The 13,899-nt window shown below is 66.1% G+C and carries 17 protein-coding genes; 4 read left to right on the forward strand and 13 right to left on the reverse strand.

Annotation, left to right across the window (positions count from 1 at the left end; all coding sequences use genetic code 11):
- Nucleotides 1–230: 230 nt before the first annotated feature.
- Complete coding sequence (locus tag ACQY8B_RS17160; protein WP_422087814.1) at nt 231–1,712, reverse strand: DegQ family serine endoprotease; 1,482 nt, start codon at nt 1,710–1,712, stop codon at nt 231–233.
- A gap of 103 nt (nt 1,713–1,815) precedes the next feature.
- Nucleotides 1,816–2,763 (reverse strand): MucB/RseB C-terminal domain-containing protein, encoded by a 948-nt coding sequence (locus ACQY8B_RS17165; RefSeq protein ID WP_422087815.1) that lies wholly within the window; start codon nt 2,761–2,763, stop codon nt 1,816–1,818.
- On the opposite strand from ACQY8B_RS17165, the gene ACQY8B_RS17170 reads away from it, so the two are divergent.
- Complete coding sequence (locus tag ACQY8B_RS17170; protein WP_422087816.1) at nt 2,753–2,902, forward strand: hypothetical protein; 150 nt, start codon at nt 2,753–2,755, stop codon at nt 2,900–2,902. The two genes, ACQY8B_RS17165 and ACQY8B_RS17170, sit on opposite strands and share 11 nt — an antisense overlap.
- Before the next feature lie 35 nt (nt 2,903–2,937).
- Here ACQY8B_RS17170 and ACQY8B_RS17175 read toward each other — a convergent pair whose 3' ends face one another.
- From ACQY8B_RS17175 to ACQY8B_RS17225, 11 genes are all read right to left on the reverse strand, one after another.
- Nucleotides 2,938–3,615, reverse strand: coding sequence for a sigma-E factor negative regulatory protein (locus ACQY8B_RS17175; RefSeq protein WP_422087817.1), 678 nt, complete (start codon nt 3,613–3,615; stop codon nt 2,938–2,940).
- Nucleotides 3,616–3,632: 17 nt separating this feature from the next.
- Nucleotides 3,633–4,307 (reverse strand): RNA polymerase sigma factor RpoE, encoded by a 675-nt coding sequence (rpoE, locus tag ACQY8B_RS17180; RefSeq protein WP_081271200.1) that lies wholly within the window; start codon nt 4,305–4,307, stop codon nt 3,633–3,635.
- A gap of 10 nt (nt 4,308–4,317) precedes the next feature.
- Nucleotides 4,318–4,800 carry a hypothetical protein gene (locus ACQY8B_RS17185; RefSeq protein WP_422087818.1) on the reverse strand — a complete coding sequence of 161 codons (483 nt, stop codon included), beginning with the start codon at nt 4,798–4,800 and terminating at the stop codon, nt 4,318–4,320.
- 13 nt (nt 4,801–4,813) lie between these two features.
- A complete protein-coding gene (fabF, locus tag ACQY8B_RS17190; RefSeq protein WP_422087819.1) occupies nt 4,814–6,058 on the reverse strand; it encodes a beta-ketoacyl-ACP synthase II in 1,245 nt (414 codons plus the stop codon).
- Nucleotides 6,059–6,157: 99 nt separating this feature from the next.
- A complete protein-coding gene (acpP, locus tag ACQY8B_RS17195; protein WP_007830471.1) occupies nt 6,158–6,397 on the reverse strand; it encodes an acyl carrier protein in 240 nt (79 codons plus the stop codon).
- A 99-nt stretch (nt 6,398–6,496) separates the two neighbouring features.
- Complete coding sequence (gene fabG / locus ACQY8B_RS17200) at nt 6,497–7,240, reverse strand: 3-oxoacyl-ACP reductase FabG (protein WP_106935307.1); 744 nt, start codon at nt 7,238–7,240, stop codon at nt 6,497–6,499.
- Between the two features lie 28 nt (nt 7,241–7,268).
- Entirely contained in the window at nt 7,269–8,222 is a 954-nt protein-coding gene (gene fabD, locus ACQY8B_RS17205) for an ACP S-malonyltransferase (RefSeq protein ID WP_422087820.1), read from the reverse strand.
- 54 nt (nt 8,223–8,276) lie between these two features.
- Complete coding sequence (locus ACQY8B_RS17210; protein ID WP_422087821.1) at nt 8,277–9,257, reverse strand: beta-ketoacyl-ACP synthase III; 981 nt, start codon at nt 9,255–9,257, stop codon at nt 8,277–8,279.
- Nucleotides 9,257–10,354, reverse strand: a complete 1,098-nt coding sequence (gene plsX, locus ACQY8B_RS17215; protein ID WP_422087822.1) for a phosphate acyltransferase PlsX — start codon at nt 10,352–10,354, stop codon at nt 9,257–9,259. The genes ACQY8B_RS17210 and plsX overlap by 1 nt, the downstream gene beginning before the upstream one ends.
- 61 nt (nt 10,355–10,415) lie before the next feature.
- A complete protein-coding gene (gene rpmF / locus ACQY8B_RS17220; RefSeq protein ID WP_007830466.1) occupies nt 10,416–10,598 on the reverse strand; it encodes a 50S ribosomal protein L32 in 183 nt (60 codons plus the stop codon).
- Between the two features lie 146 nt (nt 10,599–10,744).
- Nucleotides 10,745–11,314 carry a YceD family protein gene (locus tag ACQY8B_RS17225; protein WP_422087823.1) on the reverse strand — a complete coding sequence of 190 codons (570 nt, stop codon included), beginning with the start codon at nt 11,312–11,314 and terminating at the stop codon, nt 10,745–10,747.
- A gap of 82 nt (nt 11,315–11,396) precedes the next feature.
- On the opposite strand from ACQY8B_RS17225, the gene ACQY8B_RS17230 reads away from it, so the two are divergent.
- Genes ACQY8B_RS17230 through ACQY8B_RS17240 form a run of 3 tightly spaced genes read left to right on the forward strand, consistent with a single transcriptional unit; the run spans nt 11,397 to nt 13,890 of the window.
- On the forward strand, nt 11,397–11,978 hold the full coding sequence (locus tag ACQY8B_RS17230) for a Maf family nucleotide pyrophosphatase (RefSeq protein WP_422087824.1): 582 nt from the start codon (nt 11,397–11,399) through the stop codon (nt 11,976–11,978).
- On the forward strand, nt 11,975–12,736 hold the full coding sequence (locus ACQY8B_RS17235; RefSeq protein WP_422087825.1) for an SAM-dependent methyltransferase: 762 nt from the start codon (nt 11,975–11,977) through the stop codon (nt 12,734–12,736). The genes ACQY8B_RS17230 and ACQY8B_RS17235 overlap by 4 nt, the downstream gene beginning before the upstream one ends.
- 2 nt (nt 12,737–12,738) lie before the next feature.
- Nucleotides 12,739–13,890: an MFS transporter gene (locus ACQY8B_RS17240; RefSeq protein WP_422087826.1), complete on the forward strand. Its 1,152-nt coding sequence runs from the start codon at nt 12,739–12,741 to the stop codon at nt 13,888–13,890.
- Nucleotides 13,891–13,899 lie beyond the last annotated feature (9 nt).

Below are 13,899 nucleotides of genomic sequence, written 5' to 3' on the forward strand. Positions count from 1 at the left end.
CTCGCATCGTGAAGGTCAGCGCACTCCTTATGCGCTGACCGGCTGTCGAGGGTGCTCTATTCTACCGAAATCCGTCCTTAGCCCTTTTATAAGTTAGTAGGCGCAAACAAATTCGGAGGCTTTTGGCCTCGCAGATTTTTTTCGGGCGCGGCGCCAGAACGTCGTAAACACCTCAAAAAAACGGCCCCAAACCCGACTGCCGGGTGGGGCCACTTGACGCCAGCGTCAGATCAGCGTGCGGGGCGGATCAGGGCGTACTGCGCCCAGTCACCGCGGCGGAACAGCACGCTGAGCGCCTTGCTCTTGTCGGCCTTGCCAATGGCGGACTCGAATTCACGCGCATTCGAGATGTCCGAATTGCCCACGGCCAGGATGATGTCGCCCTCGCGCAGGCCCGCACGCGCAGCAGCGTCGCTGGCTGCATCGACCTTCACGCCGCCCTTCAGCTTGAGCTCTTTCTTCTGGGCGTCGGTGAGGTCGCTCACGGCCAGTCCGAGCGACTTGGCGGCCGCGGATACCGGCGGCTTGGCCGGCGTTTCGTCGCGGTCGGTTGCGCGCTTGCCGGGCTTGTCGGGTTCGATCTCGGCGATGGTCACGCTGAGGTCGCGCGACGCGCCGCGGCGGAACACCGTGAGCGTGCTCTTCGTACCGGGCTTGGTGTTGCCCACCAGGCGCGGCAGGTCGCTCGGCTTCTCGATGGCCTTGCCGTCGAACTTGGTGATGACGTCGCCCGGCTCCACGCCGGCCTTCTCGCCCGGCGATCCGGCTTCGACGCCGCGTACCAGCGCGCCTTGCGCCTTGCCAAGGCCGATGGCCTCGGCCACGTCCTTCGTCACCTGGTCGATCTGCACGCCGATACGGCCACGCGACACGCGGCCCGAGGTGCGCAGCTGGTCGCTCACGCGGATCGCCTCGTCGATCGGGATCGAGAACGAGATGCCCATGAAGCCGCCCGAACGCGAGTAGATCTGGCTGTTGATGCCGACCACTTCGCCGCGCATGTTGATCAGCGGGCCGCCCGAATTGCCGGGGTTGATGGCCACGTCGGTCTGGATGAACGGCAGGTATTCGCCGGTGTCGCGCTGCTTTGCGCTCACGATGCCGGCGGTGACGGTGTTTTCAAGGCCGAAGGGCGAGCCGATGGCCATGACCCATTCGCCGACGCGCAGCCTGGAGATGTCGCCCACCTTCACGGCGGGCAGGCCCGTGGCCTCGATCTTGACGACCGCGACGTCGGTGCGCTTGTCGGCGCCCACGATCTTGGCCTTGAACTCTCGCTTGTCGGGCAGCGTGACCAACACCTCGGAAGCGTCTTCCACCACGTGCGCATTGGTCATCACATAGCCGTCGGCCGTCAGGATGAAGCCGGAGCCGACACCGCGAGGACGCTCTTCTTCCTGCGGTTGCTGCGGCCGGTTCTGGCGCGGGCCCGAACGGGGCGCGCCCGGCAGCGGCTGGCCGAAGAAGCGGCGGAAGAACTCCTGCATCTCCTCGTCCATCTCTCCGTTGCCGGCGCGCGGCGTGACCTTCTCGATGGTGCGGATGTTGACGACGGAGGGGCCGACCTGGTCGACCAGATCGGTGAAATCGGGCAGCGTGCGCGTCTGCGCGTGTACGGGCTCAACCGGCAGGAAGGTGGCGCCAGCCGTGAGCGCAAGCGCGAAAGCCAAAACACCGGAACGAAGCTTGTGTCCCTCGACTTTGAAGATCATCGGTTTTCTTTCAAAAGAGCAGAGCGGCTAAAAAACAAGTGCTATGAGTCTGCTGCACAGGCTTGGTTCAGCGCAACCGGCCTTGCGCGGCAAATGCGTCGAATCAGCGCGTGCGTGCGAGGCTCTGGGCGAAGGCGTTGAGCGTCTGCTGCGGTACTTCGCCGACCGCCGTCAGCCACCAGTCGCTGGCGGGTTCCGGCAGGCGCCGGCGGATCGCATTGGTGGCGCCGATGGTCAGCACGCCGTCGCGGGGCGCGCGCGCGGCATCGTAGCGCTCGATGAAGAGCGACACCGAGGCCAGTCCGTCGGAGAAGGTCCACTGGACCGTGGTCGCGTCCTGCTGTTTCTGCTTGCCGCCGTTGTTGCTGCTGCCGCTGTCGCCGCTCGGGGGGCGACGGAAGAAGCTGCGGGGCTTGAAGCCGGCCACCGGCGTGCTGAGGGTCCAGCCTTCGTCCTGTGCGCTGGATCGCTCCAGCTCGAGCTTCTCGATGCGGTAGCCCGAGGTGTTGGCCATCATCTGTGCCAACGCCTGCGGCTTCACGGGCGCGTCGAGTTGCAGCTCGGAGAACGCCGACTGTTCCACCACGCGCGATTCGCTGTCGATGGTCTGCAGCTTCACCACAAGGCCGGATCGGCGCTCGCTCCAGACGCGGTAGCCGAAGCGCAGCGCGTCGTGCGGCACCAGTTGCACCACGTCGGCATCGAAGCCCGCCACGCGGTCCTTGCCGATCGCGCGCACGTCGTAGAACTCGCCGATCGAGGAATCGGGCTTGTCGGGCAGGTTGGGGAAGAGATCGAGGTTCTCCCGCTTCTCGACCTTGACGACCTTCGCCTCCGGCAGGAAGGTCATGACGTTGCGGTTGCGCCGGAAGGTCGAACGCGGCGGCCCCGAGAGGGCCTCGATGCGCTCGATCTGGTGCTCGCCATCGCGTACGTGCCAGATGCGCGCGCTCGAAAGGTCGCCGCCCGGCGCCGACACCACGAAGGTGCCCACGTAATTGCGCTGCCGGGCTCCCGCGTGCATGCGCTGCAGCCACTCTGTGACGCTCATTGCCGGCGGCTCGTCCGTCTGCGCCGCGGTTGCGTTCTTGGAATTCGCCGCGCCTGAACGAGGCTGCGCGGTGGAAACCTGCGCCAGGCAGAAAGCTGCAAACACGAGCATGCAGGCGCGCGCGGAGATCGGCATCTGAACGGTCATTAGGGGCGGGCGGCTAAGGGCGCGCGATCAGCGCGTTGGTCCCTCGAAAGTGGCATTGCGCAGGAAGCCCGAAGGCATTTGCGAAGCGCCGCCGGCTTGCTGGTGCGCTTCGAGCAGTTGGTCAAGCCGGGGGTCGCGCAGCATGACCTGCGGACTGCCGTTGCCGACAATCACGCGCGTGGGCGTCAGCGTGCCGCTGGCGGGCTGCTGCGGGCCGTTCAGGGCTGCGGAGGCCAGCACCGAGTTGACGGCCGGCTGCTGTTGTTGCTGGATCGACGCGAGTTGCGCGCCAGGCTGAGGAATGGCGGCGCCGTTGCCGACCAGCGTCCAGCCGATGGCGGCCACCGCCATCAGCGAGGCCGCGCCAGCCACCAGCTTCCAGCGGAACACCGGCTCGTTGGCCGCCTCGGCCCTGCGCTGCACCGGGAGTGCCACTGGAGCGGCGACCGGCGCCACCACCGGAGCAGGCACCACGGGCTCGGCAGCCAGGCGCTGCTGGAAGCGCGCCAGGAAGGCAGAGCTGTCGCTGCACGGCGAATGGGAGCCCGAACGCAGCACGTCGCCCACCACGTGGTAGGCCTGCCAAGTCGCGCGCGACTCGCTGTCGGCGCAGATGGCCTCGATCGCCTGCGCGAACGACTCGCCCTGCAAATGACCATCCGCAAGTGCGGACACCTGTTCCCGAACCGTCATCGTCTGATTCATTTCATTCACCTGCTTACTTACCAACGTTTGCCGGACTGGTTGTCCAGCAGCGGCTTGACCCTGGCCGAAATGGCCTCGCGCGCCCGGAAAATACGCGAACGCACCGTGCCGATAGGGCAATCCATGACCTCGGCGATCTCTTCGTAACTCATGCCCTCGATTTCGCGCAGCGTGACCGCCTGGCGCAACTCGGCTGGGAGTGCTTCCATGGCAGCTTCGACGGCACTGGCGATTTCGTTCGCCGCCAGTACCGATTCGGGGGTTTCGTCGGTGGTTGGTTCGTTTCCGGGACGGTAAGTTTCATCTTCGTCCTCAGAAGAAGACCTCAGGGCGGCTTCGGAAACGGTCGGGTCGCGCTTCATGTCCACCAGCGCCTTCTTGGCGGTGTTGACGGCGATCCGGTAGAGCCAGGTATAAAACTGCGCCTCTCCGCGGAACTGATGCAGCGCGCGGTAGGCCCGAATGAAGGTTTCCTGCGCGATGTCCTCGATCAGGTCGACATCGCGCACCATGCGCCCGATCAGGCGTTCGATGCGGCGCTGGTACTTGATGACCAGCAGCTCGAATGCCTTCTGGTCGCCCGCGACCGTGCGCTGGACCAGCTGGAAGTCGACCTCGCCCGGACGCGGCGCTTCCGCGGGCGCATCGGTCAGGCCGGAATCCGGCGGCACTGGCGGCGGAGAAGTGGTCATCGAGAAAGGTTCAGGGCGCGTCGGCAGGTGCCGTCGCACGCCACGAGTCGCCCGCCGGCTCCGCGGATGGGGGGCGCGAATATACCGCACGGCGCACGTCGCGCCAGCGCTCAGGCATGGCTCGCTGCTCGATCCAGATCCAACGCCGGGCGCGGCCTGGCTCGGCGAGCCGGAGCAGCATCAGCGACTGGAAATCGAGCGCCACCAGCACACGCGCGTTGCGCACGCCGCGCGCCGCATCGGCACTCGACAACGACCACTGGAGGCCATCGAAGTGCAGCACGCCCGCGCCGTCGCGCCGCAGGCCGAAGCCCGCCGCGACACCCGCGAACACAACACTGAGCACCAGCAACAACTGACGCCATCCGGCGCTATCGAACAGATAGCAGGACGCGCCCGCGCAGCAGGCGCCAAGGGCCCACAGGACAATGAGAATCCGGGTTGCGCCGCGCGAGCGCCCCACCGGGTAGTTCACCGACGGTGCGCTGTGCATGACAGAGCAATGCTCAAGCGCGCTTGAACACCAGCGTGCCGTTGGTGCCCCCGAAGCCGAAGTTGTTCTTGACCGCGACATCGATCTTCAGATCGCGCGCCTCGTTGGCGCAGTAGTCGAGATCGCACTCCGGATCCTGGTTGAAGATGTTGATGGTCGGCGGGCTCTTCTGCTCGTGCAGCGCCAGGACCGTGAACACCGATTCGATGCCGCCCGCGCCGCCCAGCAAGTGGCCGGTCATGGACTTGGTCGAATTGACGACGAGCTTCTTCGCGTGATCGCCGAAGGCCAGCTTGACCGCATTGGTCTCGTTGACGTCGCCGATCTGCGTCGAGGTGCCGTGTGCATTGAGGTATTGCACCTGGTCGGCATTGACGCCCGCATTGGACAGCGCCATGGCCATCGAACGGCGCGGGCCGTCGACGTCGGGTGCCGTCATGTGATACGCGTCGCCCGTCAGGCCGAAGCCGGCGACTTCCGCGTAGATCTTGGCGCCGCGCGCCTTGGCGTGTTCGTACTCCTCAAGCACCAGCACGCCGGCGCCCTCGCCCAGCACGAAACCGTCGCGGTCCTTGTCCCACGGACGCGAAGCCGTGGCGGGATCGTCGTTGCGGGTGCTCAGCGCGCGAGGCGCGGTGAAGCCGCCGATGCCGAGCGGGGAAATGGTCGACTCGGCGCCGCCGGCGATCATCACGTCGGCATCGCCGTACTCGATCATGCGGGCCGATGTGCCGATGGCATGCAGGCCGGTGGTACAGGCGGTCACGACGGCAATGTTCGGGCCCTTGAAGCCGTACTTGATCGACACGTGGCCGGAGATCATGTTGATGATCGAAGCCGGCACGAAGAATGGCGAGATGCGGCGCGGGCCGCGGCTCGCGTATTCGCCGTGCGTTTCTTCGATCATCGGCAGGCCGCCGATGCCGGAGCCGATGTTGCAGCCAATGCGCACGGCCTTTTCATAGGACAGCGCTTCGCCGGTCGGCAGTCCGCTGTCCTGCACCGCCTGCATGGCGGCGGCGAGACCCAGATGAATGAAGCGGTCCATGTGACGCGCTTCCTTCTCCGAGATGTATTGGGTGATGTCGAAACCCTTGACTTCACCGGCGAACTTGCAAGCGAAGGCGCTTGCATCGAACGCGGTGATGTTCGCAATGCCCGACTTCCCGGCCAACAAGTTGGCCCAGGATTCGGTTGCGGTGTTTCCGACAGGAGCGATGCAACCGAGCCCGGTCACGACGACGCGGCGTTTGGTCATGCCGGCAAACCTTTCTGGAAGCGCTGGACAGTTGCCTGTCGGCGCGTGCGGTTCAAGTAAAAGCCGCCGGCCGCAGTTGCAATCTTGTCAGCTGGCCGATCAGGCCTTTTGATTCTTGGTGGCGTAGTCGACGGCGTTTTGCACCGTGGTGATCTTCTCGGCATCTTCGTCGGGAATTTCGATGCCGAATTCGTCTTCGAGTGCCATCACGAGTTCGACCGTGTCGAGAGAGTCGGCGCCGAGGTCGGCCACGAAAGCCTTTTCATTCGTCACTTGGGACTCTTCCACGCCGAGTTGCTCGGCGATGATTTTCTTGACACGTGCTTCGATATCGCTCATTTGGTTCCCTCTGAGGGTTGTAGGTAATCGGTGGATTTTAGCCGGGCGCATTGTGGCATTTGCCGCGCATCCGGTACGGGAAAAACTTGCGCCTTGCGGCTACATGTGCATGCCGCCGTTGACGTGCAGCTCCTGCCCCGTGACGTAGGACGCCTGGGGCGATGCGAGGTAAGCCACTGCGTGCGCGATGTCGGCCGGCTTGCCCAGGTGGCCCAGCGGAATCTGCTGAAGCAGCGCCTGTTGCTGGGCTTCGGGCAGGCTGGCCGTCATGTCGGTTTCGATGAAACCGGGTGCGACGCAGTTGACGGTGATGTTGCGGCTGCCGAGTTCGCGGGCCAGCGCGCGGGTCATGCCCGCGACACCGGCCTTGGCGGCCGCGTAGTTGGCCTGGCCGGCATTGCCGGAGGCGCCGACCACGCTGGTGATGCTGATGATGCGGCCATAGCGCTGCTTCATCATCGGGCGGATAACGGCGCGCGAGAGCGAGAAGACGGCCTTGAGATTGGTGTCGAGCACCGCATCCCAGTCGCTGTCCTTCATGCGCATGGCGAGCGTGTCGCGCGTGATGCCGGCGTTGTTGACCAGCACATGGATCGCGCCGTAGGCCTTGACGATCTCGTCTACCAGGGCTTCTACCGCTGCGCCGTCGTTCACGTCGAGCGCACGGCCGCGGCCGTCGTAGGCGCTCAGGGCCGAAGTGATCTTGGCCGCGCCCTCGTCGGTGGTGCCGGTGCCCACGACCTTCAGTCCGCGCTGCGCCAGTTCCAGCGCGATGGCTGCGCCGATGCCGCGCGTCGCGCCGGTGACCAGGGCGACTTGCCCTTCGAATTTGGGAATGCTCATAAGAAAAAGTATCGGGGCCTTGCGCCGGTCAGCCGGCGAGCGATTGTCGGGTGTCCGCGAGCGTGGCCGGGTCGTACACCGACGCGGCTTCCAGATCGGGGGCGATGCGCTTCACCATGCCGGCCAGCACTTTGCCGGGACCGCACTCGATGATGGCGGCTACACCGCGCAGTTTCAAGGCCTGGACGCTCTCGACCCAGCGAACCGGACCCGCAGCCTGGCGCACCAGGGCGTCGCGAATGCGGTCGGCATCGGTTTCGATGGCGACGTCGATGTTGTTCAGCACCGGGATCTGCGGCGCAGCCAGCGTGATGGAGGACAGTTTCTCGCGCAGCGCCTCGGCGGCAGGCTTCATCAGGCTCGAATGGAACGGCGCCGACACCGGCAACAGCAATGCACGCTTGGCGCCGTTGGCCTTGAGCAGCTCGCAGGCCTTGTCGACAGCAGCCTTGCTGCCGGCGATCACTGTCTGCATCGGGTCGTTGAAATTCACCGCCTCTACGATTTCGGCGCTGCCTGCACCAAAGCTGGCAGTGGCTTCCGCGCAGCCCGCGACCACCTTGCCGGATTCCATGCCCAGAACAGCAGCCATCGCGCCGACGCCCACCGGCACAGCCTGTTGCATCGCTTGCGCGCGGAAGCGCACCAGCGGCGCGGCTTGCGCCAGCGTCAACACACCGGAAGCGACCAGCGCAGAATATTCGCCCAGCGAATGGCCAGCCACCACGGCTGGCGTTGCGCCGCCTTCAGCCAGCCAGGCGCGCCAGGCCGCGACTCCTGCCACCAGCATCACGGGCTGGGTGTTGGTCGTGAGCGCCAATTCTTCCTTGGGGCCGTTCTTGATCAGCGCGCCGATGTCTTCGCCGAGCGCTTCGGACGCTTCGCGCAGGGCTTCGACCACGGCCGGATGATCGCCCCAGCCGTCGAGCATGCCGACAGCCTGCGAGCCCTGGCCAGGGAAAACAAAAGCAAAGGATTTCATTGTTTATGCGTTGTCTCGGCATTGCCGCCGCCCTTCCCGGGACGGCGCAACACACTACAGATTCAATAGCACCGCGCCCCAGGTGAAGCCGCCGCCCACGCCTTCGAGCATGAGTGTTTCGCCCTTCTTCACCTTGCCGGAACGCACGGCTTCGTCGAGAGCCAGCGGGATCGACGCAGCGGACGTGTTGCCGTGCTCGTTCACAGTGACGATGAGCTTTTCGCGCGGAAGCTTCAGCTTCTTGGCCGTGCCTTCCATGATGCGGATGTTGGCCTGGTGCGGAATCAGCCAGTCGATGTCGGCATCGGTCTTGCCGGCCTTGGCCAGCGTGGCGCGCGCCGCCTCTTCGAGCACGCGAACCGCGAGCTTGAAGACGGCCTGGCCGTCCATGTGCAGCAGCGGCGTGCCCAGCACCTTGCCGCCGGACACGTGGCCCGGCACGCAAAGAATGCCCACGTGCTTGCCGTCCGCGTGCAGGTCGCTGGCCAGGATGCCAGGCTCTTCGCTCGCCTCGAGCACCACCGCGCCCGCGCCGTCGCCGAACAGCACACAGGTGGTGCGATCGTTGAAGTCGAGGATGCGGGAGAACACTTCGGCGCCCACCACCAGCGCGCAACGCGCGGAGCCGGTGCGAATCATGGCGTCGGCGACGGTCAGTGCGTAGACGAAGCCGCTGCAGACCGCCTGGACGTCGAACGCCGGGCAGCCGGCAATGCCGAGCTTGTGCTGGAGGATGGCGGCCGACGAAGGAAACACCATGTCGGGCGTCGAGGTCGCGACGATGATCAGGTCGATATCGCTGGCCTTGCGTCCGGCAGCTTCCAGGGCGTGCCTGGCGGCCTCGTAGCCAAGATCGCTGCTCGTGACTTCCGGCGCAGCGAAGTGGCGCGCGTGGATGCCAGTGCGCTCGATGATCCACTGATCGGAGGTTTCGATGCCGCGTGTCGCCAATTCCTTGGCGAGATCGTCATTGGTCACGCGGCGTGGGGGCAGATAGCTGCCGGTGCCGGTAATGCGTGAGTAAGGGGTCGTCATCAAACGTGAAGGGCCGTCGCGTCGACCGGCGCCGCCGGTTCCTGCCGCGCGAGCAAAGGCGCGGCGTGGGCGATGCGGGCCCGCACGCGATCGAGCAGGTTGTTGCGAGCGGCATCATAAGCGCGATCGAGCGCATGCCCGAAAGCCACTTCATCAGCCGAGCCATGGCTCTTGAAAACCAGGCCACGCAGGCCCAGCAAGGCCGCCCCATTGTAACGACGGTGATCCAGGCGGCTTTTGAAAGCTTTTAGAACTGGGTAGGCAACAATTGCAGCCAGTTTGGTGAAGAGGCTTCGCGAGAACTCGACGCGAATGAACTCACCGATCATCGATGCAACGCCTTCGCTGGCCTTCAACGCCACATTTCCGACAAAACCGTCACAGACGACGATGTCGGTCGTGCCTTTGAAGATATCGTTGCCTTCCACGTTGCCATAGAAATTCAGATCTTTGGAATTGGCAGCCGTACGCAGCAGTTGACTGGCTTTTTTGATCGTTTCGCTGCCCTTGATGGCTTCTTCGCCAATGTTGAGCAGGCCGACCGAGGGCGCCTCGTTGCCGGTCAGAGCCGAGACCAATGCCGAACCGAGCACGGCGAACTGAAGCAGGTCTTCGGCGTCGCAATCGACGTTCGCGCCAAGGTCAAGCACGGTCGTCGCCCCACCCTTGACGTTCGGGAGCTGCGGCGCAATGGCCGGGCGGTCGATGCCATCAAGGGTCTTGAGCAGATAGCGCGCAATGGCCATCAATGCGCCGGTGTTGCCGGCAGACACGGCAGCCTGGGCGGCACCATCCTTGACCTGCTGGATCGCAACGCGCATCGAAGAGTCCTTCTTCTTGCGCAGGGCAATTTCGATCGGATCGTCCATGCCCACAACCTCGCTGGCTGCGACGATGCGGGCACGTGGATGCGCGGCGAAACCCGCGAGTGCGGCCGGCGCGCCGACCAGCAGCAGCGAAGCTTCGCTGTGCCGCTCGAGAAACGCGCGGCAGGCCGCGAGCGTGACGCGCGGCCCATGGTCACCCCCCATGCAATCCACGGCGAGCGTGATTGCGGCGGGCGCAGCAGTGAATTCGGGAGAAGAAGGCGTAGCCATCAAAACAAAGGCCCGACGCTACGGCAGAAGTAGCTTCGGGCCTTGGCCTTGGGATGCGAGATCAGGCTTCGGACTTGTTCTTGAGCACCTGGCGGCCACGGTAGAAACCGTTGGGGCTGATGTGGTGGCGCAGGTGCGTTTCGCCGGTGGTCGGCTCCACGGCGATGCCGGGCACGACCAGCGCATTGTGGGAACGGTGCATGCCGCGCTTGGAAGGCGACTTCTTGTTTTGCTGGACGGCCATGATGGCTCCTGGACTGTTAGGTGAGTGATGGGATGCGGGCTCAAGCGGTGGCAATGAGAAAGAATGACTGGCATCCCTGTATCTGCATTGCTGCTCACGGCGGCGCGCGCGAAGCCCATGATTATAGCCCAGCCTGAGCAAAAGGGCTACTTGCCCTCTTCCGACCCGTCTTCCGGCTTGCGCGAACGCAACGCTCCGAGCACCGCGAACGGGTTCGGCTTGGCTTCTTCGGCGGCCTTGAAGTCGTCGTCGCTGGATGAAAGCTGGACGGGCGTGGGGCAGACGTCATGGACGGGCGTGACGGGAATGTCCATGAGCAGTTCGTCTTCGATCAGGGCATGGAGGTCGAAATCGCGGCTCACGACGAGCAGGTCTTCTTCCGATTCCTCGTCTTCCGCCTCGGCCGTGGCTTCGTCGGCCACGAAACGGAACCAGCGGTCGACCGTCAACAGGGTATCGACCGGCGACAGGCAGCGCTGGCAAACCAGCGGAACCGTGGCTTCGGCATCCAGGTGCAGCCAGGGAACGGCCTTGCCGTCGGCGCCGGGGCGCTCTTCCGCGCTGGCTTTCCAATCGACCGCCGCATCGGGCGCGGGCACCGCCAGTTCGGCGCTCAGGCGCAGGTAGTTGGGCACCGGGTCGGCGGCTTCCAGGGTCGCGGCGGCCGCGGCAAAGGCGGGCACATTGAGCCGTTCGGGGGCAAATTCTCTCTTCATCCGCGCCAGTCTAGCGCGCCCGACGATTCACCGGCATGGTGCATGCCTGAGGATTCCATGCGACTCACGCACAATCGTCCCCATGCAACGCCCTGTGATTCTTGCCTCGACCTCGCGCTACCGCCGCGAACTGCTCACCCGCCTGCGACTGCCTTTCGACGTGCAGTCCCCTGAAGTCGACGAAACGCCATTGCCCGGCGAAACGCCACATGCCCTGGCCGTCCGCCTGGCGCTCGAAAAAGCCGACGCCGTCGCCGCCCGCTTTCCCGAAGCCGTGGTCATCGGCTCCGACCAGGTGGCCGACCTCGGCGGCGAGGCGCTCGGCAAGCCCGGCGACCATGAGCGCGCCACGGCGCAGCTGCGCCGCATGCGCGGCCAGACGCTGATCTTCCAGACCGCGGTGGCCGTGGTCTGCAACGCCACCGGCTTCGTCCAGCGCGACATCGCCCCCGTGCGCGTGGTGTTCCGCGACCTCAGCGACGCCGCCATCGAACAATACCTGCTGGCCGAACAGCCCTACGACTGCGCCGGCAGCGCCAAGAGCGAAGGCCTTGGCATCGCGCTGCTGGACGCCATAGACAGCGACGACCCGACCGCGCTGGTCGGCCTGCCGCTGATCCGCACCTGCCGCATGCTGCGTGCCGCGGGAGTCGAACTCCTGTGACACACGGCAAGCTCTACCTCGTTCCCGCGCCGCTCGATTTCGGCTGCGACACCCAGGCACCGCTGCAGGACGCCCTGCCCCTGGGCACGTTGCAGGCTGCCGCCGGCATCACCCACTGGATCTGTGAGAACGCAAAGTCTGCACGCGCCTACCTGAAGCGCATCGACGCCGTCACGCCGCTGGCCGCACCGCTGCAGGCACAGGACATCCAGGAACTGCCGCGCGAAGTGCACAAGAAAGGCGACCACGCCGGGCAGTTCGACGCCCGCCCCCTGCTCGCCGCCGCACTGGAGGGCCACGACATCGGCCTGCTCAGCGAAGCCGGCATGCCGGCGGTGGCCGACCCCGGCTCCTCGGTGGCGCGCGCCGCGCACGACCTGGGTCTCACGGTGATTCCACTCACCGGCCCGGTCTCGCTGCTGCTCGCACTGGCGGCGAGCGGGCTCAACGGCCAGAATTTCGCCTTCGTCGGCTACCTGCCGCAGGACGCCGGCGAACGCCAGACTCGCATCCGCGAACTCGAGGCGCTTGCGCTCAAGTCGGGACAGACGCAGCTCTTCATCGAGACGCCCTATCGCAACGCCGCCTTGCTGCAAGCACTGATGCAGACGCTCCAGCACAACACCCGTCTTGCGGTGGCGCGCGGCCTCACGCTGGCCACGGCGCATGTGCGCAGCGAAACGGTGAAGTCCTGGCGCGCCAAGCCGCAACCCACGACAGACGAACGCCTGCCCGCCGTGTTCGCGATCGGGCGCTGACCATGGTGGCCATCACCGCCGCCACGCGCTGGGCATCGCGCGCGCAATTCTTTTCCGCTGGTTTCATCTTCGCGACCTGGGGCGTTCACGTGCCCACGGTCAAGGCGCACTACGGCATCGACGAGGCGCAACTCGGCCTCGCCATGCTCGCGGCCGGTGCCGGCGCGATGGTCGGCCTGACCAGCGCGGGCCGCTGGATCGGCCGCTACGGCCCGCGCCGCATCGCCGGCATCTGCGGCTGCATCTACGCGCTGTTGCTGGCCGGCCTGATCGCCATGCCCGGCTATGTGGCGCTGCTGGGCCTGCTGGCGGCCTTCGGCCTCGTGACCAGCGTGTTCGATGTCTCGATCAACACCGAGGCCGCGCAACTCGAACTGCACGGCGGCACGCCGTTGATGAGCGGCATGCACGGCATGTTCAGCCTGGGCGGCATGGCTGGCGCCGCGAGCGGCAGTGCGGCGCTCGCGGCCGGGCTCGGCGCGCAGGCGCATCTGCTGCTGATCGCCGCAGCGATGGTGCTGCTCGTTGCCGTGGCGTCTCGGCGAATGCTTCCCCGCCCCGCCACCAGCGGCGCGAGCGGAGCCGACCACGGCTTCCTGCTGCCGCGCGGCACGCTGGCGGTGCTGGGCGTGCTCGCCGCACTGGGCCTGATCGCCGAAGGCGCCATCTACGACTGGAGCGTGCTCTACATGCAGCAGGAGATCGGCAGCCCGCAGCAGCAGGCCGCCCTGGCCTACGCGAGCTTCTCGGCAGCGATGGCCGCGGCGCGCTTCGGCGGAGATGCCATGCGCGCCCGCTTCGCGCCGGCCACGCTGCTGCTGGGCAGCGGCCTGCTCGCCGCGGCGGCCATGACGCTGGTGCTCGTCACCGACATGCCTTGGCTGGCGCTGGTGGGCTTCGCCGGCGTGGGCGTCGGCTTCGCGAACGTGGTGCCGATCCTGTTCTCGGCTTCTGCGAAGGTGCCGGGCGTCGAGCCGGCGCGCGGCATTGCGTCGGTCTCGGCCGTGGCCTATCTGGGGTTCATGGCAGGCCCTGCGGTGATCGGCCTGCTGGCGCGGGCGACCTCGCTGACCGCCGCGCTCTATGTGGTGGTGGCCTTCGCCGTGGCGCTGGCGGCGTCCGCGCGCTACACCGCCAGCGGCGAAAGCAAATAGAAGCTCAGC

The organism is Variovorax sp., from assembly GCF_965279555.1.
GTDB lineage: Bacteria > Pseudomonadota > Gammaproteobacteria > Burkholderiales > Burkholderiaceae_C > Variovorax.

Excerpts from the sequence above, each read along its gene's own strand:
- plsX (WP_422087822.1), bottom strand. The coding sequence starts at position 10,354 with ATGGCTACGCCTTCTTCTCCCGAATTCACTGCTGCGCCCGCCGCAATC.
- fabG (WP_106935307.1), bottom strand. The coding sequence starts at position 7,240 with ATGAGCATTCCCAAATTCGAAGGGCAAGTCGCCCTGGTCACCGGCGCG.
- fabD (WP_422087820.1), bottom strand. The coding sequence starts at position 8,222 with ATGAAATCCTTTGCTTTTGTTTTCCCTGGCCAGGGCTCGCAGGCTGTC.
- ACQY8B_RS17210 (WP_422087821.1), bottom strand. The coding sequence starts at position 9,257 with ATGACGACCCCTTACTCACGCATTACCGGCACCGGCAGCTATCTGCCC.
- ACQY8B_RS17230 (WP_422087824.1), top strand. The coding sequence starts at position 11,397 with ATGCAACGCCCTGTGATTCTTGCCTCGACCTCGCGCTACCGCCGCGAA.
- ACQY8B_RS17175 (WP_422087817.1), bottom strand. The coding sequence starts at position 3,615 with ATGAATCAGACGATGACGGTTCGGGAACAGGTGTCCGCACTTGCGGAT.
- rpoE (WP_081271200.1), bottom strand. The coding sequence starts at position 4,307 with ATGACCACTTCTCCGCCGCCAGTGCCGCCGGATTCCGGCCTGACCGAT.
- acpP (WP_007830471.1), bottom strand. The coding sequence starts at position 6,397 with ATGAGCGATATCGAAGCACGTGTCAAGAAAATCATCGCCGAGCAACTC.
- ACQY8B_RS17165 (WP_422087815.1), bottom strand. The coding sequence starts at position 2,763 with ATGAGCGTCACAGAGTGGCTGCAGCGCATGCACGCGGGAGCCCGGCAG.
- ACQY8B_RS17160 (WP_422087814.1), bottom strand. The coding sequence starts at position 1,712 with ATGATCTTCAAAGTCGAGGGACACAAGCTTCGTTCCGGTGTTTTGGCT.
- rpmF (WP_007830466.1), bottom strand. The coding sequence starts at position 10,598 with ATGGCCGTCCAGCAAAACAAGAAGTCGCCTTCCAAGCGCGGCATGCAC.
- ACQY8B_RS17240 (WP_422087826.1), top strand. The coding sequence starts at position 12,739 with ATGGTGGCCATCACCGCCGCCACGCGCTGGGCATCGCGCGCGCAATTC.
- fabF (WP_422087819.1), bottom strand. The coding sequence starts at position 6,058 with ATGACCAAACGCCGCGTCGTCGTGACCGGGCTCGGTTGCATCGCTCCT.
- ACQY8B_RS17225 (WP_422087823.1), bottom strand. The coding sequence starts at position 11,314 with ATGAAGAGAGAATTTGCCCCCGAACGGCTCAATGTGCCCGCCTTTGCC.
- ACQY8B_RS17185 (WP_422087818.1), bottom strand. The coding sequence starts at position 4,800 with ATGCACAGCGCACCGTCGGTGAACTACCCGGTGGGGCGCTCGCGCGGC.